This window comes from Streptomyces sp. NPDC101160, from assembly GCF_044768205.1.
Lineage (GTDB): Bacteria > Actinomycetota > Actinomycetes > Streptomycetales > Streptomycetaceae > Streptomyces.
This window is the reverse complement of sequence record NZ_JBIWPJ010000008.1, coordinates 171,874-191,922: the sequence shown is the minus strand read 5'-3', so window position 1 is coordinate 191,922 and position 20,049 is coordinate 171,874. Positions and strand designations below refer to the sequence as shown.

Sequence of the window (20,049 nt, the reverse complement as noted above, 5' to 3'; positions counted from 1 at the left end):
CCCCCAGACTTCGCAACCCGAAGAAACAGCCCGGACTTGTTGTCCAGGCGAAGTATCCGCTCCACCCGGAAAGAGGCACTCTTCGTGCGCAAGAACATCAAGCTCACCGCGGGCATCGCCGCCACCGCCGCCCTCGCCCTCGGCCTGACCGCCTGCGGCACCTCCTCCGACCCGTCCTCCACCAAGGACGGCGCCGGCTCCGCCGACAAGCCGCTGGTCGTCGCCGCGTCCCCGACGCCGCACGCGGACATCCTCAACTTCGTCAAGGACAACCTCGCCGCGAAGGCCGGTCTGAAGCTGGAGGTGAAGGAGTTCACGGACTACGTCCTGCCGAACACCGCCACCGAGTCCGGCCAGGTCGACGCCAACTACTTCCAGCACAAGCCGTACCTCGACGACTTCAACAAGAAGAACGGCACCCACATCGTCCCGGTGGTCAACGTCCACCTGGAGCCGCTCGGCCTCTACTCCAAGAAGGTCAAGTCGGTGAAGGACATCAAGGCCGGCCAGACCGTCGCCGTCCCCAACGACACCACCAACGAGGGCCGTGCGCTCCACCTGCTCGCCGACAACGGCCTCATCACCCTGAAGCCCGGCATCGGCACCGACGCCAAGCTCTCCGACATCACCGACAAGAAGGGCCTGGAGTTCAAGGAGCTGGAGGCCGCCACCGTGCCCCGCGCCCTGAACGACGTCGACGCGGCCGTCATCAACGGCAACTACGCCATCGAGGCCAAGCTGTCCCCGGCGAAGGACGCCCTCGCCCTGGAGAAGGCGGAGGGCAACCCCTACGCCAACTTCCTCGCCGTCAAGGCCGGCAACGAGAAGGACGCCCGCGTGCAGAAGCTGGCCAAGCTCCTCAACTCGCCCGAGGTGAAGAAGTACATCGACGACACCTACAAGGGCTCGGTGGTCCCGGCCTTCGGCGCCGCCGCCCAGTAGTCCTCGCGTACCACCCCCGTGGACCGCGCCCACGCGGTACCGTCCACTGCCCAGAAGGCCCCGCGCGCCCCGTCCGGCGCACGGGGCCTTCGGCTCACCCGTGTCACCCGCGCATGCGAGGCGGCAGCCGCATGCTGCATGCTGTGCGTTCACGGTCATTCACGTATGGAGTTGCGCATGACTACGACCTTCCCGGACGTCTCCATCAGCACGGACCGGTTGGTGCTGCGCCCATACGAAGAGGCCGACATCCCCGCCTTCGTGGAGATGATGAACGACGAACTCGTCGTCGCCTGGACCTCCGTACCGCACCCCTACACCTCCGCCGACGCCGAGGCCTGGGTGCGCAGGATCGCTCCTGCGGAACGCGCCGAGGGCCGCGGCATCGTCTTCGCCGTCACCGAGTTCCTCACCCAGCGCCTGGTCGGCACCGTCCATCTCCACCACACCAACTGGCGCACCCGCGCGACCGAGATCGCCTACGTCACCGCCCCCTGGGCCCGCGGCGAGGGATACGCCACCGAATCCGTCCTCGCCGTCGCCCAGTGGCTCTTCGGCGACCGCGGCTTCGAACGCCTCGAACTGCGCACCGCCGCCGACAACACCGCCTCCCAGCAGGTCGCCCAGAAGGTCGGCTGCATCAGCGAGGGCGTGCTCCGCAACGCCTGGATAGCGCGCAGCCAGACCGAGAGCGGCGAATGGACCGACATCCGCACCGACCTCATCGTGTGGAGCCTGCTCCCCGAGGACCTCGACGGCGTCGCCGACCAGATGTCCGAGGCCGGCCTCTCCACCTACGCCGACTGGGGCTGACCGCCCGGGTAGGCTCGACAGCCCCCGACCCGCACACCCACCCCAGGGAGACAGACACAGATGGCCGACCGGGTCACGGTGATCGGCTGGGACGGCTCGCCCCTCACCGAGGCGGCCCGGTCCGCGCTCGCCGCCGCCACGCTCGTGGCCGGCGCCGCGCACCACCTGGCGCTTCCCGAGGTACCGGCCGCCGCCGAACGCGTCCGGCTCGGCAGCGTCGACCTCGCCGCCCGCCGCATCGCCGGCCACCGCGGCACCGCCGTCGTCCTCGCCGACGGCGACCCCGGCCTCTTCGGCGTCGTCCGCACCCTGCGCGCCCCCGAACACGGCCTGGAAGTCGAGGTCGTGCCCGCCGTCTCCTCCGTCGCCGCCGCCTTCGCCCGGGCCGGCATGCCCTGGGACGACGCCCGCGTCGTCGTCGCCCACCAGCGCACCCTGCGCCGCGCCGTCAACGTCTGCCGCGCCCACCCCAAGGTCGCCGTCCTCACCTCGCCCGGCGCCGGACCCGCCGAACTCGCCCTGCTCCTCGACGGAGTCCACCGCACCTTCGTCATCTGCGAGGAGCTCGGCACCGAACGCGAACAGGTCACCGTCCTCACCTCCGACAAGGCCGCCGACCACGTCTGGCGCGACCCCAACGTCGTCCTCGTCATCGGCGGCGGCGCCCCCGGCGGCGCCCCCGCGGGCGGCTGGCTGATGGGCCACGACACCCCGGCGGTACGCGGCTGGGCGCTGCCCGCCGAGGACACCGGCGGCCACACCGGCCAGGACCCCACCCTGCGCGCCGCCCAACTCGGCCGCCTGGGCCCGCGCGTCGGCGACCTCGTCTGGGACGTCGGCTGCGCCGGCGGCGCCTTCGCCGTCGAGGCCGCCCGCCTCGGCGCCGCCGTCCTCGCCGTCGACGCCGACCCCGAGGCCTGCGCCCGCACCGAGACCGCCGCCCGCGCCGCCGGCGTCCAGCTCCAGGCCGTCCCCGGGCGCGCCCCGCACGTACTCGAACGGCTCCCCGAGCCCGATGTCGTACGCATCGGCGGCGGCGGCGTCCCCGTCGTCACCGCCTGCACCGACCGCAGGCCCGAACGGATCGTCGCGCACGCCGCCACCCGCGACGAGGCCGAGGCCATGAGCAACGCCCTGGCCGACGGCGGCTACGAGGTCGAGTGCGCCCTGCTGCAGACCGTCGGCCTCGACCCGGCCGACTGGACCGAGCGCGCCCGATCCGTCGTCTTCCTCCTGTCCGGCCGCCGGACCTGACGGCCCCTCGCGCGCATCTCCCGCGGACTCCCTCGCGAACTCCGCCGCGTCTCACGGGGCCCCACCCGTGATCGCGCCGCCCACCGAGCGGGGTAGGCTGGCCGATTGTTGTACCGCCCCCGGACAGCCGGCGGTTTGTTCTCCAATGTCCGGAAAAAGGGGCCCTCTTGGACCCCTGGTGTGGTACGGAGCAACCGGGGGACCGCGCGACGTGGCGCAGTCCACAGCGCACCGTGGCGGATCCGCCTGCCACGATGGCCGAAGACCGCGACAATGCATGGGTGTCCGCGGGTCTCGTGCCGAGCGGCGCGCACGCTCGTTCTTGTCGACGGGCGCAGGTCTGAAGGAGCACAACCGATGGGCGAGGGGTACGCAGCATGACGGACACCGGCCAGATCCCCGGCGAGGGGCTGCCGGAGAACGCGGGCACGGTCGAGCAGCCGGGCGTCCCCGCCCCCGGCGCGTTCACCTACCCGAGCCCCTCCGAGGACACAGCCAGCACAGCCGACGCGGCCCACGCGGCGCACGCGGCCGAGGACGACGAAGTGCTCCTGATGCCGGGCGCGCAGGGCGCCTGGAGCGAGCAGCCGCCGGGCGTCATGCCCGCGCCGCCGGTCACCGTGCCCGCCCCGCCGGCGATGGACGTCGACCCGCTGACCGCCCCCCTGGAGCAGGTCACCGGCGCGACCCCGCCGCAGGGCGTCCCGCTGCCCCCGCTGCCCACCCCCGCGCACGGCGTGCCCCTGACCGTCCCGCAGGAGCAGCCCGTCGTCACCGAGCACGGCTACCAGCCCGGCATCCTCGACACCGGCGCCCACGAGGCGGCCGGCCGCGACTCCGGCTCCGTCGACCTCGGCGGCGTCCGCATGCCCGAGCCGCAGGCCGCGCCCACCCCGCCGCCCGCCCGCCGTCCGCTGCACATGGGCCCGCCCGTGCCGCCGGACGCCACCGGCGGCGTGGTCCGCTCGCTCGCCGACCGCGGCCCGGCCGCGCCGGTCGCCGCCCCGCAGCCCGTGCCCGTACCGGCGCCCGCGGCCGCCACCGCGCCGGCCCCGATGCCCGTCCCTACGCCCGGCCCGCCGACCATGGGTCCGGAGTACCTGGACATCCCGCAGGACCAGCAGACCGCCCCGCAGGGCGCCGTGCCGTGGACCGCCCAGCCGCAGGAGGCCCCGGCCCCCGTGGCCGCGCCGGTGGAGGCGGTCGTTCCGCCGGTCGCCCAGTTCGTCCCGGTCGAGGGCTCCGTCCCGACCGCCCCGCACCTGGCCCCGACCCCGCAGCCGGAGCCCGCTCCCGAGCCGCAGCCGGTCGCCGAGCAGGCCCCGGTCGCCGAGCAGGCCCCGGTGGCCGCGGAGGCGCCCGTGACGGCGGAGCCCGTGACGGAGGCGCCGCCGGCCGCCGAGCCGGCCGTCGCCGAGCCGGCCGTCGCCGAGCCGGTGGCCGAGGCCCCCGCCGAGGAGCCGGTCGTCGAGCCCGAGCCCGTACCCGTACCGGCCGCCGAAGCCGAGCCGGTCGCCAAGGAGGCCCCGGCCGTCGTCCCCGCCCCGCGCGAGGGCGAGCCGGCGGCCCCGGCCGAGGCCGCCCCCGAGCAGCCCGCCCCGGTGGCGGAGGCGCCCGTGACGGCGGAGGCCGTGATGGAGGCCCCGGCTCCGGTCGAGGTGGCCGCCGAGCAGGTCCCGGTCGCCGCCGAGGGCACCCCGGAGCAGCAGCCCGAGGCCGCCCCGGAGGCGCCGGAGCAGCCGGTCGCCGCGGAGGCGCCGGTGGCCGCCGCCCCCGAGGCCCCGCAGGAAGCCGCGCAGGCGCCGGAGGCCGAGGCCGAAGTCCAGCCCGCGGCCCCGGCCCCGGCTGAGGACGCCCTGGCGGAAGAGACCGGCGCGGCGGCGGAGGCCCCCACGGCAGAGGCCCCCACGGCCGAAGCCACCACGGGGGAAGCCCGCACGGCGGAGGCCGAGCCCGAGGCCGAGCCCCAGGCCGAGCAGCCGCAGCAGGAGACCCCGGTCACCGAACGGGCCCCGGGCTACGACGAGGCCGAGCGCGAGGCCGTGCTGCGCGTGATGCGCGAGCGCCGCGACATCCGCAACGGCTTCCGCCCGGACCCGATCCCGCACGAGGTGCTGCTCCGTGTACTGGAGGCGGCCCACACGGCACCGTCCGTCGGCCACTCGCAGCCGTGGGACTTCGTCGTCATCCGGTCCGCGGAGACCCGCCGGACGATGCACGAGCTGGCCGCGACCCAGCGCGAGGCGTACGCCAAGTCGCTGCCCAAGGGCCGGGCGAAGCAGTTCAAGGAACTGAAGATCGAGGCCATCCTCGACACCCCGGTGAACATCGTCGTGACCGCCGACCCGACCCGGGGCGGCCGCCACACCCTCGGCCGCTACACGCAGCCGCAGATGGCCCCGTACTCCTCGGCGCTCGCCGTCGAGAACCTCTGGCTCGCCGCCCGCGCCGAGGGCCTGGGCGTCGGCTGGGTCAGCTTCTTCGACGAGCGCGAGATGGTCCGCGCCCTCGGCCTGCCCGAGCACCTCGAAGTGGTCGCGTACCTCTGCGTCGGCTACGTCGACGAGTTCCCGGACGAGCCCGAGCTGATGCAGGCGGGCTGGTCCAAGCGCCGCCCGCTGTCCTGGGTGGTCCACGAGGAGACGTACGGCCGCCGCGCGCTGCCCGGCGAGGAGCCGCACGACCTGCTCCAGGAGACCGTCGCCAACATCCGTCCGCTGGACGCCAAGGCGCTCGGCGAGGCCTGGGAGCGGCAGAAGCGCATGACGAAGCCCGCCGGGGCGCTCGGCATGCTGGAGATCATCTCCGCGCAGCTCGCCGGGCTCTCCCGGGTCTGCCCGCCGCCGATCCCGGAGCCGGCCGCCGTCGCGATCTTCGCCGGTGACCACGGCGTGCACGCCCAGGGCGTCACCGCCTGGCCGCAGGAGGTCACCGGCCAGATGGTCGCGAACTTCCTCGGCGGGGGAGCGGTCTGCAACGCGTTCGCCAACCAGGTCGGCGCCGAGGTCTGCGTCATCGACGTGGGCGTCGCGAGCGACCTGCCCTCCACCCCGGGCCTGCTGCCGCGCAAGGTCAGGCCGGGCACCGCCGACTTCACCATCGGCCAGGCCATGACCCGCGAAGAGGCCGTCGCCGCCATCGAGGTGGGCATCGAGACGGCCCGCGACCTGGTGGCCGCCGGCAACAAGGCGCTCCTCACCGGCGAGATGGGCATCGCGAACACCACCGCGTCCGCGGCCCTCATCTCGGTCTACACCGGCGTGGACCCGACCGAGGTCACCGGCCGCGGCACGGGCATCAACGACGAGATGCACGCCCGCAAGGTGGACGTGGTCCGCCGCGCGCTCGACCTCCACAAGCCGGACCCGGCGGACCCGATCGGCGTCCTCGCCGCGATCGGCGGCCTGGAGCACGCGGCGCTCGTCGGCCTCATCCTGGGCGCGGCCTCGCTCCGTACCCCGGTCATCCTGGACGGCGTCTCCACCGGCGCGGCCGCGCTCGTGGCCCGGGCCATCGCGCCCGAGTCCCTCGCGGCCTGCATCGCCGGCCACCGCAGCGCCGAGCCGGGCCACGTCGCCGCCCTCAACAAGCTGGGCCTGCGCCCGCTGGTCGACCTGGACCTCCGCCTCGGTGAGGGCACGGGCGCGCTCCTCGCCCTCCCGGTGGTGCAGAGCGCGGCGCGCGCGATGCACGAGGTGGCCACGTTCGACTCGGCCGGCGTCACCGAGAAGTAGCCGGCGTCACCGAGAACCAGCAGCGAACGCAGCAGCGAACGCAGCAGCGAGACGTCCCCCACTCCCCATGAACGACCGGGAGTGGGGGACGTGCACATCCCCCGCGCACCGACCGACGGCGCTCTGCCGAGGGGACATCCGTCACAGAGTGAAGCCCGCAGGTCACCGATAGGGTGAGGTGCGCCAAGCACCGCCCGAGACCCGCCGCCCCGAGGAGCCGCCCGCACCATGGCCGAGCACGCCGAGCACCCCGCCTACCCCGTCGGACTGCGCCTCGCCGGCCGCCGCGTCGTCGTGTTCGGCGGCGGCCAGGTCGCCCAGCGCAGGCTGCCCGCGCTGATCGCGGCCGGCGCGCGGGTCACCCTGGTCTCCCCCTCGGCCACCCCCTCCGTGGACGCGATGGCCGAGGCCGGCGAGATCACCTGGATCAAGCGCCGGTACGAGGAGGGCGACCTGGCCGACGCCTGGTACGCGCTCGTCGCGACCAGCGACCCGGTCGCGAACGCCGCCATCTCCGCCGAGGCCGAGCGGACGAAGACCTGGTGCGTGCGCTCGGACGACGCCGAGGCGGCCACCGCGTGGACCCCGGCGACCGGGGCCAGTGAAGGCGTGACGGTCGCGGTGCTCACCGGCCACGACCCGCGCCGCTCGGCGGCCGTGCGGGACGCGATCGTGGAGGGCCTGCGCGACGGTTCGCTCGCGGCGCCCGCGCACCGCGCCCGTACCCCGTTCGTCGCCCTGGTCGGCGGCGGCCCCGGCGACCCGGACCTGATCACGGTCCGCGGCCGGCGCCTGCTCGCCGAGGCGGACGTGGTGATCGCGGACCGGCTCGGCCCGCGCGACCTGCTCAGCGAGCTGCCGCCGCACGTCGAGGTCATCGACGCCGCGAAGATCCCCTACGGCCGTTACATGGCCCAGGAGGCCATCAACAACGCGCTGATCGAGCACGCGAAGCAGGGCAGGTCGGTGGTCCGCCTGAAGGGCGGCGACCCGTTCGTCTTCGGCCGCGGCATGGAGGAGGCGCAGGCGCTGGCCGCCGCGGGCATCCCGTGCACGGTGGTGCCGGGCATCTCCAGCTCGATCTCCGTGCCGGGCGCGGTCGGCATCCCGGTCACGCACCGGGGCGTGGCGCACGAGTTCACGGTCGTGAGCGGTCACGTCGCGCCCGACGACCCGCGTTCCCTGGTCGACTGGGGCTCGCTCGCGAAGCTGACCGGGACCCTCGTGATCCTCATGGGCGTCGACAAGATCGGCAAGATCGCGGAGACGCTGATCGCACACGGCAAGTCGCCTGACACCCCGCTGGCCCTGGTCCAGGAGGGCACGACGGCCACCCAGCGCCGGGTGGACGCGACGCTGGCGACGGTGGCGGAGACGGTGAAGGCCGAGGAGGTGCGCCCGCCGGCGGTGATCGTCATCGGCGACGTGGTGCACGAGGGCCCGAACAAGCCGCCGCAGCCCTCGGACCACTAGCCCGGACCACTGGCGGGTCCCGTCCCGCACCCCTTCGCATTGGCACCACCCCAGGAACAGGGCAGTATCACCTCGTGGCCGAACTCATCACGATCGACGACCCCGACGACCCGCGTCTGCGCGACTACACCGGACTGACCGATGTCGAGCTGCGCCGCAGACGCGAGCCCGCCGAGGGCCTGTTCATCGCCGAGGGCGAGAAGGTCATCCGCCGCGCCAAGGACGCCGGCTACGAGATGCGCTCGATGCTGCTCTCGGCGAAGTGGGTCGACGTCATGCGCGACGTCATCGACGAACTCCCCGCTCCCGTGTACGCGGTGAGCCCGGACCTCGCCGAGCGCGTGACCGGTTACCACGTGCACCGCGGCGCGCTGGCCTCGATGCAGCGCAAGCCGCTGCCGACGGCGCCGGAGCTGCTCGCGGGCGCCCGCCGGGTGGCGGTGATGGAGGCGGTGAACGACCACACCAACATCGGTGCGATCTTCCGCAGCGCGGCGGCGCTCGGCATGGACGCGGTGCTGCTGTCCCCGGACTGCGCGGACCCGCTGTACCGCCGTTCCGTGAAGGTCTCGATGGGCGCGGTGTTCTCGGTGCCGTACGCCCGACTCGACACCTGGCCGCGCGGTCTGGAGGCGGTCCGCGAGGCGGGCTTCAAGCTGCTCGCGCTGACCCCGGCGGACCGGGCGGCCTCGATCGACGAGGCGGCCCCGCACAAGCTGGACCGGGTGGCGCTGATGCTGGGCGCGGAGGGCGAGGGCCTGTCGACGCAGGCGCTGCGCGCGGCGGACGAATGGGTCCGCATCCCGATGGCGCACGGCGTGGACTCGCTGAACGTGGGGGCGGCCGCCGCGGTGGCCTTCTACGCGGTGACGAGCGGCCGCCCGCAGGCCTGAGGCGCCTGCGCCGGTCCCGTGGCGGCAGGTCCGCGGCGGCCTGTGTGGCCTGCGCGCTTCCGTGGCGGCAGGTCCGCGGCGGCCTGTGTGGCCTGCGCGCTTCCGTAGCGGCAGACCGCGGCCGCCTGCTTCGCCTCGGCCGCTTCCGCGGTGGCAGGTCCGCGGCGTCAGCCCTGCAGCGCCTGCGCCGCCGCGATGCCCAGCGCCACCACCAGCGTCACCACGACGAAGACGAAGATCCGCTGCCGCAGCAGCCGCGGGTTGGCGGGCCGCAGTCCGGTGGAGGTGCTGCGGCCGCCCGGCCGGGACTGCGAGGCCCGGGAGCTCCCGCCCGTACGCGAGGACGACGGCCGGGAAGCCGGGGGCCGGGCGCCGACCGGCCGCCCCTGCCCGCCGGTGGGCCGCTCGCCGGCCGACCGGCGCTCGCCGCGCTCAGGCGCCCGCTCGCCCGCCCGTTCCGCCGCCGACCGCTCCGTCGTCCGCTCGGTGTACCGCTCCGTGGGCCGCATGCCCCCGGCGCCGCGCTCGTCGCCCCGGTCGCGGTCCCGCAGCGGTACGGGCGGCCGGGCGGCGGCGGGCAGGCCCTGGGCCTCGCGGGCGGCGATCTCCTTGAGCCGCATGGACAGCTGGAGGGTGCTGGGACGTTCCTCCGGATCCTTCGCCAGGCAGGCCCGGACGAGCGGAGCGAGGGCGTCGGGCACGCCGTACAGCTGCGGCTCCTCGTGCACGACGCGGTAGAGCATGACCTCGGAACTGCCGTGCCCGAACGGGGAGTCGCCCATGGCCGCGTACGCCAGGGTGGCGCCGAGCGAGAAGACGTCGGTCGCGGCGGTGACCGGGGCGCCCCGCACCTGCTCGGGCGCGAGGAAGCCGGGGGAGCCGACGGCGGTGCCCACGTGCGTCAGCGTGCTGGCGCCTGTGGCCCAGGCGATGCCGAAGTCGATGATGCGGGGGCCCTTGGGGGAGAGCAGGATGTTCGACGGCTTGAGGTCGCGGTGCACGACCCCGGCCTCGTGCACGGCGACCAGGCCCTCGGAGAGGGCGGCGCCGATCCCGGCGACGTCGGCGGCCCGCAGCGGACCCTCCTCGGCGACCCGGTCGTGCAGGGAGGGCCCGGGCACGTACTGGGTGGCGAACCAGGGCCGGTCGGCCTCCAGGTCGGCGGCGACGAGCCGGGCGGTGCAGCCGCCGCGGATCCGCCGGGCGGCGGACACCTCGCGCGCGAAGCGGGAGCGGAACTCCTGGTCCTCGGCCAGGTCGGGCCGGATGACCTTGAGCGCCACGCGCTGCCCACGGCGGTCGGAGCCGAGGTACACGACTCCCATTCCGCCGGCCCCGAGCCGGCGGTGCAGCCGGAAGGACCCGACGATCCGCGGGTCCTCGCGCCGGAGCCGCATCATCGCCATGTCCGTCCCCTCGTCCGTTCGACGTGGCACAGCTTACGTACCGCCGCGGCGGCGTGCTCACAGGCCGCGCCCTCCGGGCCGCATCGATTGTCAGTGCTGAGGGGGACACTTGAGGCCCGGTCAGCACAAGCGGCCGCCAACACCCCCTCGTATCAGGCTTGTTGGGAGTCCGTCCGGCCGACACCCCGAGCGCGCGGGTGAAACGTGACCGACGTCACCCACCCCCTCCGGGAAGACCCTGGGCCGGGAGGATCCGTCTCCACCCAGGGGAGTACTCCGGAGGGACGGACGTCATCCTCCCGGAGGCCCGCAAGTCGGTACGCGGGCATGACGCCCGAGCGGCCCGCGCTGCCTAGATTGGATGTCAAGCGGCGGGTGCAGCACTCGTCCCCCGAGGTCACCGCACCCGCCGCGCCGACCCACCGGTCCGCACGGCCGGACGGTCCGAACAGTGCGCTCGACAGGAGAGGAACCATGGCAATCCCGGCCCCGCGGATGAATCCCCGTCCCACCGGCCGCCGTCACCCGCTGGTGGCGACCGCCATGGTCCTCCCTCTCGCGGCCCTGCTCGTGGTCGTCTTCGGCGGCTGGGACGCGGTGGTCACACAGGCGTCGTCCGTGGGCGTGATGCTGGGGCGCTGAGCGGCGCCCCGGACCCGGGAGAGCGGCCCGGGTCGGGGACATCCGGCCAACAACCCCGTGGGGACGGGGGTGCGGCGGACGGCAGCGTGTGGCCGGTCAGCTGGGGAGCTGACCGGCCCTCGCGCTTTTCCCGGGCGGGTCCGCGCCCCTTAGGCTCCCGGGGTGGAGGAAACCGATCTCACCCGCCTGCACGCGCTCGCACGGGCCGCGGCCCACCCCGACGGGGCGTCGTCCTGCCCGTGCCCGGTGGACCTGCTCGCGGACCGGGACGACGGCACGGTCGTACGGCACGGGGACCTCGTCCTGAAGGCGCACGCCCCCGGCGGCGACCCGGAGGAGCTGCGCTCGCGCACCGCCGTCGCGGCCCTCCCGGCCCTGGCGGACGTACTCCTCCCGCCCCTCCCGGCCCCGTCTCTCCCGTCCCCGCCGTTCCTGGCCGTGCCGTTCCCGGCGCCGTCTCTCCCGGCCTCGCCCTTCCCAGCCTCGCCGCCCCCGGCCCCGTCTCTCCCGGCCTCGGCCTTTCCGCCACTGCCGCCCTCGGCCCCGTCTCTCCCGGCCTCGGCCTTTCCGCCACTGCCGCCCTCGGCCCCGTCTCTCCCGGCCACACCCTTCCCGTCCCCGCCCCTCCCGGCCTCGCTCCCCGCGCCGCGCACGTCCGCCCCCGCGGAGAACCGCCCGCTCACCGCCTGGCCGTACGGCGTCCCCGTCGACCCGGCCGACCCGGACGCGGCCCCCTGGGAGGCGGCGGCCCGGCTGCTCGCCCTGCTGCACCGCACCCCGGCCCCGCCGGGCCTGCCGGCGATGCGGGCGCCGGTGAAGGCAGCGCTCGCGGTGGAGCGGATGCGCCGCGCCGCCCCGGACCATCCGGCCACGGCCACGGTGCTGCGCGCCTGGCGCACTGTCCCGGAGCCGGCGGAGGCGGGGCCCGGGCCGTACCGGGCGCTCTGCCACGGCGACTTCCATCTGGGCCAGCTGGTCCGGCCGGGCGGCGGCCCGCACTGGCGGCTGATCGACGTCGACGACCTCGGCGTCGGCGACCCGGCCTGGGATCTGGCCCGCCCGGCGGCGTGGTTCGCGGCGGGACTGCTGGCGCCGCAGGTCTGGGCGCGCTTCCTCGGCGCGTACGAGGCGGCCGGCGGCCCGGCGACCGCGGCCCCCGGCCAGGCGCCGGGCCAGGCGCCCGGCTCCGATCCCTGGTCGCGGCTCGACGTCCCGGCCCGCGCGCTGACCGTGCAGACCGCGGCGCTCGCCGTCGCCAAGTCCACTGTCGAGGAACGCCCGCTGGACGAGGTGGAGGACGTGATGATCGACACCTGTGCCCGAATCGGTACGCTCCGAACCGAGTTGGCCCCGCCTGCGTCCCCCTAGGGTGAGAGCACCATTCGAACGGCAGGGAGTTGAGATCCGCATGCAGTGTCCCAAGTGCCACGCGCCCATGCACACCTACAACCGCAGCGGCGTCCAGATCGAGCAGTGCAGCGGCTGCCGCGGCATCTTCCTGGACTACGGCGAGCTGGAGGCCCTGACCCAGCTGGAGTCGCAGTGGGTGAAGCAGGCGCCGCCGCCGGCCTACCCGGCGCAGCCCGCGGCCCCGGCCTGGGGCGCCCCGCACCACGGCGGGCACCACGGTCACCACGGCGGCCACCACCACAGGGGCGGCTTCGGCCGGCTGCTGTTCTCCTCCTGAGGCTGCGCGCCGCCCCTCCGGGGGCGGCCCCCCTCCTCAGGCGCGCTCCCAGACACGACGAAGCCCCCGGCCGCGAGCAGCGGCCGGGGGCTCATCTCTGGTGCGCGATACTGGGATTGAACCAGTGACCTCTTCCGTGTCAGGGAAGCGCTCTCCCGCTGAGCTAATCGCGCGGGCGATCCGAGAGTCGAGGATCCGAAGATCCGGTGCGCGATACTGGGATTGAACCAGTGACCTCTTCCGTGTCAGGGAAGCGCTCTCCCGCTGAGCTAATCGCGCGGGTGACTCGAAGATCAAGAACCCGAAGGTCCAGTGCGCGATACTGGGATTGAACCAGTGACCTCTTCCGTGTCAGGGAAGCGCTCTCCCGCTGAGCTAATCGCGCGGGGGATCCGAGGATCCAGGACCCGAGGGTCCAGTGGACGATACTGGGATTGAACCAGTGACCTCTTCCGTGTCAGGGAAGCGCTCTCCCGCTGAGCTAATCGTCCTTGGAGGTGGAGACGGGATTTGAACCCGTGTAGACGGCTTTGCAGGCCGTTGCCTCGCCTCTCGGCCACTCCACCAGGAGTGATAACAGGGGTTCGGGATGATCCCCCACATCGAGCGGACGACGAGATTCGAACTCGCGACCCTCACCTTGGCAAGGTGATGCTCTACCAACTGAGCCACGTCCGCTTGTCGTTTCCGTTTCGCTTCCGCGTCCCGGCGACGTGTTGAACTTTAGCGGATTCCTCGGCCAGTACAAAAACGCGTTTGCGCAGCGTGCTGACCTGCACCCCCTCCGGGGCACCGGCCGGGGTCCGCGCGCGGCGCGCACCGGGCGGTGCGGGAGCGTTCGTACGACGTTCACTCCTCGTGTCCCCGAGGTGGCAGGGAGCCGCCTCCGGGCGGCCCGGGACCCCCTTCCGGCCGCCGCCCTAGACTCGCAAGAGTGCACACCCACACTCCTCTGGCGCGCTTCGGCGGCCTCCTCGCCACCGACCTCCGGGACGTCACCCATGATCCCGAGGCCCTGGACTCCACCGGCTTCTGGGCGGTCTGCGCGGACTTCGAGGGCCGCCTGACCTGCGCCCGCTTCGGCGACGTGCGTCCCGACCCCATCCCCGCGCCGGTGCCCGGAGCCTGGCGCGGCCCCGCCGCCGGCGACTGGACGTCCTCGCTCGACCGCGCCGCGTACACGGCGGGCGTGCGCCAGGTCCGCGAGCACATCGCGCGCGGCGAGGTCTACCAGGCGAACCTCTGCCGGGTGATGTCCGCGCCGCTGCCCGACCCGGACGGCGCCGACGTCGACGCGCTCACCGCGCTGCTGGCCCGCGACAACCCCGCGCCGTACGCCGGAACGATCCGGCTGCCCGCGCACGGCGTGGAGATCGCCACCGCCTCGCCCGAGCTGTATCTGCGCCGCACCGGCAGCACCGTCGAGTCCGGCCCCATCAAGGGCACCGGCAGGACCGCCGCGGACCTCCTGGAGAAGGACCACGCCGAGAACGTGATGATCGTGGACCTGGTCCGCAACGACCTGGGCCGGGTCAGCGCCACCGGGTCCGTCACCGTGCCCGAGCTCTGCGCCGTCGAGCCGCACCCCGGCCTCGTGCACCTGGTCTCCACGGTCCGCGGCGAGCTGCGGGCCGGGGCCGGCTGGCGCGAGCTGCTCGCCGCCACCTTCCCGCCCGGCTCCGTGACCGGCGCCCCCAAGTCCAGCGCCCTGCGGATCATCGAGGCCCTGGAGACCGCCCCGCGCGGCCCCTACTGCGGCGGCATCGGCTGGGTCGACGCCGACCGGCGCACCGCCGAGCTCGCCGTGGGCATCCGCACCTTCTGGATCGACCGGGCCGCGGGCATGCTGCGCTTCGGCACCGGCGCCGGCATCACCTGGGGCTCCGACCCCGAGCGCGAGTGGGCCGAGACCGAACTGAAGGCGTCGCGGCTCGTCGCGATAGCGTCGGGCGGGTACGAGCCGAGCGACGCGTACGAGGCGACTGGAAAGGCCATATCCCGATGAAACTCTGGGTCAACGGCGCACTGCACGACGCCGGGGCCGCGCAGGTGTCCGTCCTGGACCACGGGCTCACCGTCGGCGACGGCATCTTCGAGACGGTCAAGGCCGAGCGCGGCGAAACGTTCGCCCTCACCCTCCACCTGGAGCGGCTCACCCGCTCCGCCCGCGGCCTGGGCCTGCCCGACCCGGACCTCGACGAGGTCCGCCGCGCCTGCGCCGCCGTCCTCGCGGCCAACCCGATGGAACTCGGCCGGCTCCGCATCACGTACACCGGCGGGCTCTCCCCGCTCGGCTCCGAGCGCGGCGACTCCGGGCCGAGCCTGGTCGTGGCCCTCGGCGAGACCACCCGCCGCCCGGACTCCACCGCCGTGATCACCGTGCCGTGGACCCGCAACGAACGCGGCGCGCTCACCGGCCTGAAGACCACCTCGTACGCCGAGAACGTCGTCGCCCTCGCCCGGGCGCGCGAGCGCGGCGCCTCCGAGGCGCTGTTCGGCAACACGGTCGGACAGCTCTGCGAGGGCACCGGCTCCAACGTCTTCGTGGTCGTCGGCGGCCGCATCCTCACCCCGCCCGTCTCCTCCGGCTGCCTCGCGGGCATCACCCGCGCCCTCGCCGTGGAGTGGACCGGCGCCGAGGAGACCGACCTGCCGCTGGAGGTCCTGGAGAGCGCCGACGAGATCTTCCTGACCTCGACCCTGCGCGACATCCAGGCCGTGCACCGGGTCGACGACCGGGAACTCGCCGGGACCCCGGGACCGGTCACCGCCAAGGCCATGCGCGTCTTCGACGAGCGGGCGGCCCAGGACCGCGACCCGAAGCGCGGCTGACCCCTTCCGACCGGATGACGGGCGGCGCCAGGACGGGTAGAACACCGGTGATGACCACCACCCTGCGGCCGTCCGAGCCGCTCCAGCGCTCCGCCGACGGCGGCCGTTCCCGCACGTACGACATCTGCGTGAACGGCCGCGTCGTCGGCTCCGTGCATGTCTCCACCGACCCCGGCTTCGGTCCCGCCACGGGCGTCATCAAGAGCCTCCGGGTCGCCGAACCGTACCGCGGCCGCGGCCGCGGTACGGTGGCGGCGCTCGCCTCGGAGGAGGTGCTGCGCGACTGGGGCTGCCGGCAGGTGCTGGTCCAGGTGCCCACGGCGGTGGAGCCGGCGCTGCGGATGGCCCGCTCGCTCGGCTACACGGAGCGCAGCCGGAACATGGTCAAGGAGCTGCCGGAGCGGCCGGCCGCGCTGCCGCCCGGTTTCGAGGTGCGGTCCATGATTGAGGCCGAGTTCGGACCGTGGGAGGCCGGGGCGCGGGAGAAGTACGCCCGGAGCTGGATCGAGCGCGGCATGCCGGCGGACCAGGCCCGCGCCAAGGCGGAGGCCGGCCACCGGGAGCTGCTGCCGAACGGCCTGGCCACCCCGGGCATGGCGTTCCACCTGGCCGTCCGGGACGGACAGGTGGTCGGCCGGGTGTGGACCGGCTTCCGCGACGTGGAGCCGGGGACGCGCGGCGGGTACGTGTACGACATCGAGGTCGTCGAGGAGCACCGCGGACACGGCTACGGCCGGGCGCTGATGCTGCTCGCCGAGCAGACCGTGCGGGCGGCCGGGGAGCGCCTGCTCGGACTCCACGTCTTCACGGGCAACACCCCGGCGATCCGCCTCTACGAGTCGCTGGGATACCGCACGACCTGCCTGAACAGCGCCAAGAGCCTGCTGTAGGGCCGTCAGCCCGCGAGGAGGCGGTCGGCGATCTCCTCGATGCGCGCGCGCAGGCCGTCCTGGCTCTGGCCGCCGTCGAGGCGCTCGCCGCCGACCACATAGGTCGGGGTGCCGGTGACCTTGATCGCCTTGCCTTCGGCCTCGTCGGCGTCGACGGTGAGCAGGTGCCGGCCGTCGATCAGGGCGGTGTCGAACTCCTCGGCGTCCAGGCCCAGTTCGCCCGCCACCTCAAGGAGGACGGGCTCGCCGCGCTCGCCGAGGTCGGCGGTCCTGGCGAGCAGTGCCTCCGTGTACTCCCAGCCCCTGCCCTGGGCGAACGCCTCCTCGGCGGCCTGGGCCGCGGCGTAGGCGTGCTTGTGCTTGGCCAGCGGGAAGTGGCGCAGCTGCACGTCGAGGCGGGCGCCGTACTTCTCGCGCAGCGCGCGGACGTCGTCGAGGGCCTTGAAGCAGTCGGGGCACTGCAGGTCGAACCAGGTCTCCAGGACGACCGGGGAGGCGGGGGTGGTGGACTCACTCATGGGAAGAAGTCTCCCATCCGCCGGTCCCTGGGGGGCGACCCGGAGATGTCCCTGATCCGGGGCTCCGGGCATGGCCGTGGGCGGCCCGGGCGGTGCAGGATGGAAGGGACGTACCACCCGCGACGGACCGACCCGTGACAGACGACCCCTGACAGACCACTCGCGACGTACCGATCGTGGCGTACCGCTCGTGGGGCACCACTCGTGACCTGGAGGATCGCATGCTTGCCGAGACCATCTGCTCCGCGGTGTCCGCGGCGGGCCTGGGCATCGCCGCGGTCATGGCCTTCCGCAAGAAGTACCTGGCCGCGGCCCGGACAGCCGCCTATGCGCTGCTCCTGCTCGGCCTGGTGATGACGGGCGCGGTGCAGTGGCTCGCGGACACGGCCTTCAGCCCGGTCGCCTGGGCCGGCTTCGGTGTGCTCGGCGGGGCCTGGCTGCTCCTGCTGGCCACGCGGGCGGTGGAGCGGCGCCGGGCCGGGCGCGCGGTGGCCGCCGGGGGAGAGGGCCGCGGGGCCGTGGCGCCGGCCGCGCCGGCCGCGTCGGCTCCGTCGCTCGGCGCGGGTCAGCGCGGCGCGACCACGAAGCCGCGGGCCGGGACCGGCGACGAGGACTTCAGCGACATCGAGGCGATTCTGAAGAAGCACGGAATATGACCGGGACCGGTCCTCGATCCGACCGCTTCTGACGCTTCTCGTTCCCGGCGTCCACGGGATGGGGTGAACGGACCCGGCCGTGGGGTGTGTTGCGGGATTACCGGGGCGCGCTGTGCGCGATCATCCCCGCGAGATGCTCGATACCTCGCGGGACCCCGTCCCCACCTCCACCGCACCCCCTGCCGAGGAGCCGCGCGGCTGTCTGTTCGCGCTCTCCCAGCCGCCGTTGATGATCTTCCTCGCGGTGATCGGCGGACTGCTGCTCATGGCCGCCGTCCACGACCTGTTCCTGCTGTGAGGCGGGCGGCGGGCGGACTCAGCTCGCGGCTTCCTTGCGGCGGGCCCGGTACGCGGCCACGTGCAGCCGGTTGCCGCAGGTGCGGCTGTCGCAGTAGCGGCGGGAGCGGTTGCGGGAGAGGTCGACGAAGGCCCGGCCGCAGTCCGGGGCCTCGCAGCGGCGCAGCCGCTCCTGCTCGCCCGCGACGACGATGAAGGCCAGCGCCATGCCGCAGTCGGCGCCCAGGTGGTCGGCGACCGAGGCCCCCGGCGCGAAGTAGTGCACGTGCCAGTCGTAGCCGTCGTGGTCGGTGAGCTGCGGCGTCGTGCCGGCGGCGGCGACCAGCTGGTTGATCAGCGTCGCGGCGATCCGGGCGTCGGGCGCCGAGAAGACGGCCGCGAACCGCTCGCGCACCTCGCGGACGGCCTTCAGGTCGTCGGCTCCGAGCTCACCGACGTCGCTGATCTTGTTCCTGAGCACGAAGGACTGCAGCGCCGGGATGTCCCCGAGCTCGTCGTCGCGGTCGCCCTGTGGGGCGGTGTTCATCAGATCGACGACGGTGTCGAGGGCGATGCGGGTGTCGTGGGGGATCAGCACGATGCGCTCCCTGGCCGGCTGCGGGCGGGCGCCCGCGGAATTGCGCTGACTCTAGCGCGACCCGGAAACGGGCATCGGCGCCCTCCGCCGCGCGGGGTGCGCGGTGGAGGGCGCCGATGGGAAGGCGTAAGCGGTTGCCCGCGCGGCGCCGTCGCCCCGAGTCGGACGGCGCCGTGCGGCTCTCGGGCTGGCTCAGCTGTCGGCCAGGATGTGGGAGAGCTCCGTGTCGAGGTCGAAGTGCCGGTGCTCGGTGCCCGGTGGCACCGCGGCGTCGGTCCGCTTCAGGAACGACTCCAGGGCCCTCGCCGGGGCCTCGAGCAGGGCTTCGCCCTCGGGGGAACTCAGTGCGATGCAGACGACTCCCTGGCCGTGGCTTCGGGACGGCCAGACCCGGACGTCGCCCGTGCCGGTGGGCCGGTGCAGCCCCTCGGCGAGAAGGTCGCGGGCGAAGACCCACTCGACCGTCTCCTCGGCTCCGGTGTGGAAGGTGGCGTGCACGGCATACGGATCGGCCGTGTCATACCGCAGGCCCGCGGGTACAGGCAGTGAGGACTCGCTCGACACAACGAGGCGCAGGTGCAGCTCGCAGCTGACCGTGGTGTTCATAAGCGCCAGGGCCTTTCGCTCAGTGTGCGCTCGGGGATTCGCACGTCGGCGAAATCGACATGCCACCTACGGTGCCGTTGTAAACCCCTCTGTCTGTTTTGTGATCGTTCAGGTAGCTCGTTTGGCGGTGTGTAACTTTGGGTAATACCGCCATTTCAGGAGGCCGCGACGGACGGGGCGTTCCGGTAGGTTGGGGCCCATGAATGCGGACAGTGACGAGCGGGCGGGGGAGCCCGCGGCGGACGGCGCGGCCGGCCAGGAGAAGCCGGAGACGACCGAGGAAGCGCCGCTGGGGTCCCGGGCCCCCGAGTTCATCAAGGCGCGCCGGACCCTGCACGTGAGCTGGCAGGTCGGCGTCTTCGTCGTCGGACTCGCCGTGGTCGGCGCCGGCATCGTGATGCTGCCGCTGCCCGGCCCCGGCTGGCTGGTGATCTTCGCCGGCATGGCGATCTGGGCGACCGAGTTCGTCTGGGCCCAGCTGGTGCTCCGCTGGACCAAGCGGAAGGTCACCGAGGCCGCCCAGCGCGCCCTCGACCCCAAGGTCCGGCGCCGGAACATCATCCTCACCAGCATCGGCCTGGCGATCGTGGCCGTGCTCGTGGGCGTCTACCTCTGGAAGTTCGGCTTCGTCATGCCGTGGAAGATCGACCAGTGACCCGGAGGTGGTTCGGGAGGCCCGCTGACATGCGGTAATGTTTGCGGTGCGCCCGGGCGATTAGCTCAGTGGGAGAGCGCTTCGTTCACACCGAAGAGGTCACTGGTTCGAACCCAGTATCGCCCACCACCCGGACCGAAGGCCCGGAGACGACAAGTCTCCGGGCCTTCGGCG

At 73.9% G+C, this 20,049-nt stretch carries 19 protein-coding genes and 7 tRNA genes; 16 read left to right on the top strand and 10 right to left on the bottom strand.

What is annotated here, in order from left to right:
• Positions 1–84 precede the first annotated feature (84 nt).
• From ACIRSU_RS26610 to ACIRSU_RS26585, 6 genes are all read left to right on the top strand, one after another.
• Positions 85–942, top strand: coding sequence for a MetQ/NlpA family ABC transporter substrate-binding protein (locus tag ACIRSU_RS26610; RefSeq protein WP_403796901.1), 858 nt, complete (start codon positions 85–87; stop codon positions 940–942).
• 165 nt (positions 943–1,107) lie between these two features.
• Positions 1,108–1,755, top strand: a complete 648-nt coding sequence (locus ACIRSU_RS26605) for a GNAT family N-acetyltransferase (RefSeq protein ID WP_403796898.1) — start codon at positions 1,108–1,110, stop codon at positions 1,753–1,755.
• Between the two features lie 60 nt (positions 1,756–1,815).
• Positions 1,816–3,009: a precorrin-6y C5,15-methyltransferase (decarboxylating) subunit CbiE gene (cbiE, locus tag ACIRSU_RS26600; RefSeq protein WP_403796897.1), complete on the top strand. Its 1,194-nt coding sequence runs from the start codon at positions 1,816–1,818 to the stop codon at positions 3,007–3,009.
• Between the two features lie 377 nt (positions 3,010–3,386).
• A complete protein-coding gene (gene cobT / locus ACIRSU_RS26595; protein WP_403796894.1) occupies positions 3,387–6,743 on the top strand; it encodes a nicotinate-nucleotide--dimethylbenzimidazole phosphoribosyltransferase in 3,357 nt (1,118 codons plus the stop codon).
• Between the two features lie 228 nt (positions 6,744–6,971).
• Positions 6,972–8,216, top strand: coding sequence for a uroporphyrinogen-III C-methyltransferase (cobA, locus tag ACIRSU_RS26590; protein ID WP_403796891.1), 1,245 nt, complete (start codon positions 6,972–6,974; stop codon positions 8,214–8,216).
• Positions 8,217–8,290: 74 nt separating this feature from the next.
• The gene (locus ACIRSU_RS26585) at positions 8,291–9,109 is read left to right on the top strand and encodes a TrmH family RNA methyltransferase (protein ID WP_403796888.1); all 819 of its coding nucleotides are present in this window, start codon (positions 8,291–8,293) and stop codon (positions 9,107–9,109) included.
• 167 nt (positions 9,110–9,276) lie between these two features.
• On the opposite strand, the gene ACIRSU_RS26580 is transcribed toward ACIRSU_RS26585, so the two are convergent.
• Entirely contained in the window at positions 9,277–10,515 is a 1,239-nt protein-coding gene (locus ACIRSU_RS26580) for a serine/threonine-protein kinase (protein ID WP_403796885.1), read from the bottom strand.
• A 474-nt stretch (positions 10,516–10,989) separates the two neighbouring features.
• Here ACIRSU_RS26580 and ACIRSU_RS26575 point away from each other — a divergent pair, with 474 nt between their 5' ends.
• The 3 genes from ACIRSU_RS26575 (at position 10,990) to ACIRSU_RS26565 (ending at position 12,844) form a co-directional block, all read left to right on the top strand.
• A complete protein-coding gene (locus ACIRSU_RS26575) occupies positions 10,990–11,157 on the top strand; it encodes a hypothetical protein (RefSeq protein ID WP_403796882.1) in 168 nt (55 codons plus the stop codon).
• A 162-nt stretch (positions 11,158–11,319) separates the two neighbouring features.
• On the top strand, positions 11,320–12,525 hold the full coding sequence (locus tag ACIRSU_RS26570) for a phosphotransferase family protein (RefSeq protein WP_403796879.1): 1,206 nt from the start codon (positions 11,320–11,322) through the stop codon (positions 12,523–12,525).
• 40 nt (positions 12,526–12,565) lie between these two features.
• A complete protein-coding gene (locus ACIRSU_RS26565; RefSeq protein ID WP_403796876.1) occupies positions 12,566–12,844 on the top strand; it encodes a zf-TFIIB domain-containing protein in 279 nt (92 codons plus the stop codon).
• A 98-nt stretch (positions 12,845–12,942) separates the two neighbouring features.
• Here ACIRSU_RS26565 and ACIRSU_RS26560 read toward each other — a convergent pair.
• From ACIRSU_RS26560 to ACIRSU_RS26535, 6 genes are all read right to left on the bottom strand, one after another.
• Positions 12,943–13,017, bottom strand: a tRNA-Val gene (locus tag ACIRSU_RS26560).
• Positions 13,018–13,051: 34 nt separating this feature from the next.
• Positions 13,052–13,123 (bottom strand) — tRNA-Val (locus ACIRSU_RS26555).
• Between the two features lie 34 nt (positions 13,124–13,157).
• Positions 13,158–13,229: transfer RNA gene (locus tag ACIRSU_RS26550), tRNA-Val, on the bottom strand.
• A 34-nt stretch (positions 13,230–13,263) separates the two neighbouring features.
• Positions 13,264–13,335, bottom strand: a tRNA-Val gene (locus ACIRSU_RS26545).
• Position 13,336: 1 nt separating this feature from the next.
• A tRNA-Cys gene (locus ACIRSU_RS26540) sits at positions 13,337–13,410 on the bottom strand.
• Positions 13,411–13,449: 39 nt separating this feature from the next.
• Positions 13,450–13,522, bottom strand: a tRNA-Gly gene (locus ACIRSU_RS26535).
• Between the two features lie 256 nt (positions 13,523–13,778).
• Between ACIRSU_RS26535 and ACIRSU_RS26530 the strand changes: the two genes are divergently transcribed.
• The 3 genes from ACIRSU_RS26530 to ACIRSU_RS26520 are packed head-to-tail and all read left to right on the top strand — an operon-like array spanning position 13,779 to position 16,566.
• Positions 13,779–14,849: a chorismate-binding protein gene (locus tag ACIRSU_RS26530; protein ID WP_403796873.1), complete on the top strand. Its 1,071-nt coding sequence runs from the start codon at positions 13,779–13,781 to the stop codon at positions 14,847–14,849.
• A complete protein-coding gene (locus tag ACIRSU_RS26525; protein ID WP_403796872.1) occupies positions 14,846–15,676 on the top strand; it encodes an aminotransferase class IV in 831 nt (276 codons plus the stop codon). Before ACIRSU_RS26530 ends, ACIRSU_RS26525 begins: the two co-directional genes overlap by 4 nt.
• Before the next feature lie 50 nt (positions 15,677–15,726).
• Positions 15,727–16,566, top strand: a complete 840-nt coding sequence (locus tag ACIRSU_RS26520) for a GNAT family N-acetyltransferase (RefSeq protein WP_403796869.1) — start codon at positions 15,727–15,729, stop codon at positions 16,564–16,566.
• A 5-nt stretch (positions 16,567–16,571) separates the two neighbouring features.
• On the opposite strand, the gene ACIRSU_RS26515 is transcribed toward ACIRSU_RS26520, so the two are convergent.
• Positions 16,572–17,084 (bottom strand): DsbA family protein, encoded by a 513-nt coding sequence (locus ACIRSU_RS26515; protein WP_403796866.1) that lies wholly within the window; start codon positions 17,082–17,084, stop codon positions 16,572–16,574.
• A 221-nt stretch (positions 17,085–17,305) separates the two neighbouring features.
• Between ACIRSU_RS26515 and ACIRSU_RS26510 the strand changes: the two genes are divergently transcribed.
• Both ACIRSU_RS26510 and ACIRSU_RS26505 read left to right on the top strand, forming a co-directional pair.
• Entirely contained in the window at positions 17,306–17,740 is a 435-nt protein-coding gene (locus tag ACIRSU_RS26510; RefSeq protein WP_403796863.1) for a hypothetical protein, read from the top strand.
• 133 nt (positions 17,741–17,873) lie between these two features.
• Complete coding sequence (locus tag ACIRSU_RS26505; protein WP_403796860.1) at positions 17,874–18,038, top strand: hypothetical protein; 165 nt, start codon at positions 17,874–17,876, stop codon at positions 18,036–18,038.
• An 18-nt stretch (positions 18,039–18,056) separates the two neighbouring features.
• Here the strand turns inward: ACIRSU_RS26505 and ACIRSU_RS26500 are convergent, their stop codons facing one another.
• Entirely contained in the window at positions 18,057–18,614 is a 558-nt protein-coding gene (locus tag ACIRSU_RS26500) for a CGNR zinc finger domain-containing protein (protein WP_403796857.1), read from the bottom strand.
• A 192-nt stretch (positions 18,615–18,806) separates the two neighbouring features.
• On the bottom strand, positions 18,807–19,220 hold the full coding sequence (locus ACIRSU_RS26495; RefSeq protein ID WP_015032345.1) for an SsgA family sporulation/cell division regulator: 414 nt from the start codon (positions 19,218–19,220) through the stop codon (positions 18,807–18,809).
• A gap of 199 nt (positions 19,221–19,419) precedes the next feature.
• Here ACIRSU_RS26495 and ACIRSU_RS26490 point away from each other — a divergent pair, with 199 nt between their 5' ends.
• Together ACIRSU_RS26490 and ACIRSU_RS26485 are read left to right on the top strand one after the other, a co-directional pair.
• Positions 19,420–19,875: a TIGR02611 family protein gene (locus ACIRSU_RS26490; RefSeq protein ID WP_403796854.1), complete on the top strand. Its 456-nt coding sequence runs from the start codon at positions 19,420–19,422 to the stop codon at positions 19,873–19,875.
• Positions 19,876–19,929: 54 nt separating this feature from the next.
• Positions 19,930–20,004 (top strand) — tRNA-Val (locus tag ACIRSU_RS26485).
• The last annotated feature ends 45 nt before the right edge of the window (positions 20,005–20,049 follow it).

What these genes read in the sequence shown, in the direction of transcription:
- ACIRSU_RS26575 (WP_403796882.1), top strand. Translation starts at nt 10,990, where the DNA reads ATGGCAATCCCGGCCCCGCGGATGAATCCCCGTCCCACCGGCCGCCGT.
- ACIRSU_RS26525 (WP_403796872.1), top strand. Translation starts at nt 14,846, where the DNA reads ATGAAACTCTGGGTCAACGGCGCACTGCACGACGCCGGGGCCGCGCAG.
- ACIRSU_RS26580 (WP_403796885.1), bottom strand. Translation starts at nt 10,515, where the DNA reads ATGGCGATGATGCGGCTCCGGCGCGAGGACCCGCGGATCGTCGGGTCC.
- ACIRSU_RS26565 (WP_403796876.1), top strand. Translation starts at nt 12,566, where the DNA reads ATGCAGTGTCCCAAGTGCCACGCGCCCATGCACACCTACAACCGCAGC.
- cobA (WP_403796891.1), top strand. Translation starts at nt 6,972, where the DNA reads ATGGCCGAGCACGCCGAGCACCCCGCCTACCCCGTCGGACTGCGCCTC.
- ACIRSU_RS26505 (WP_403796860.1), top strand. Translation starts at nt 17,874, where the DNA reads ATGCTCGATACCTCGCGGGACCCCGTCCCCACCTCCACCGCACCCCCT.
- cobT (WP_403796894.1), top strand. Translation starts at nt 3,387, where the DNA reads ATGACGGACACCGGCCAGATCCCCGGCGAGGGGCTGCCGGAGAACGCG.
- ACIRSU_RS26495 (WP_015032345.1), bottom strand. Translation starts at nt 19,220, where the DNA reads ATGAACACCACGGTCAGCTGCGAGCTGCACCTGCGCCTCGTTGTGTCG.
- ACIRSU_RS26490 (WP_403796854.1), top strand. Translation starts at nt 19,420, where the DNA reads ATGAATGCGGACAGTGACGAGCGGGCGGGGGAGCCCGCGGCGGACGGC.
- cbiE (WP_403796897.1), top strand. Translation starts at nt 1,816, where the DNA reads ATGGCCGACCGGGTCACGGTGATCGGCTGGGACGGCTCGCCCCTCACC.
- ACIRSU_RS26510 (WP_403796863.1), top strand. Translation starts at nt 17,306, where the DNA reads ATGCTTGCCGAGACCATCTGCTCCGCGGTGTCCGCGGCGGGCCTGGGC.
- ACIRSU_RS26515 (WP_403796866.1), bottom strand. Translation starts at nt 17,084, where the DNA reads ATGAGTGAGTCCACCACCCCCGCCTCCCCGGTCGTCCTGGAGACCTGG.
- ACIRSU_RS26520 (WP_403796869.1), top strand. Translation starts at nt 15,727, where the DNA reads ATGACCACCACCCTGCGGCCGTCCGAGCCGCTCCAGCGCTCCGCCGAC.
- ACIRSU_RS26605 (WP_403796898.1), top strand. Translation starts at nt 1,108, where the DNA reads ATGGAGTTGCGCATGACTACGACCTTCCCGGACGTCTCCATCAGCACG.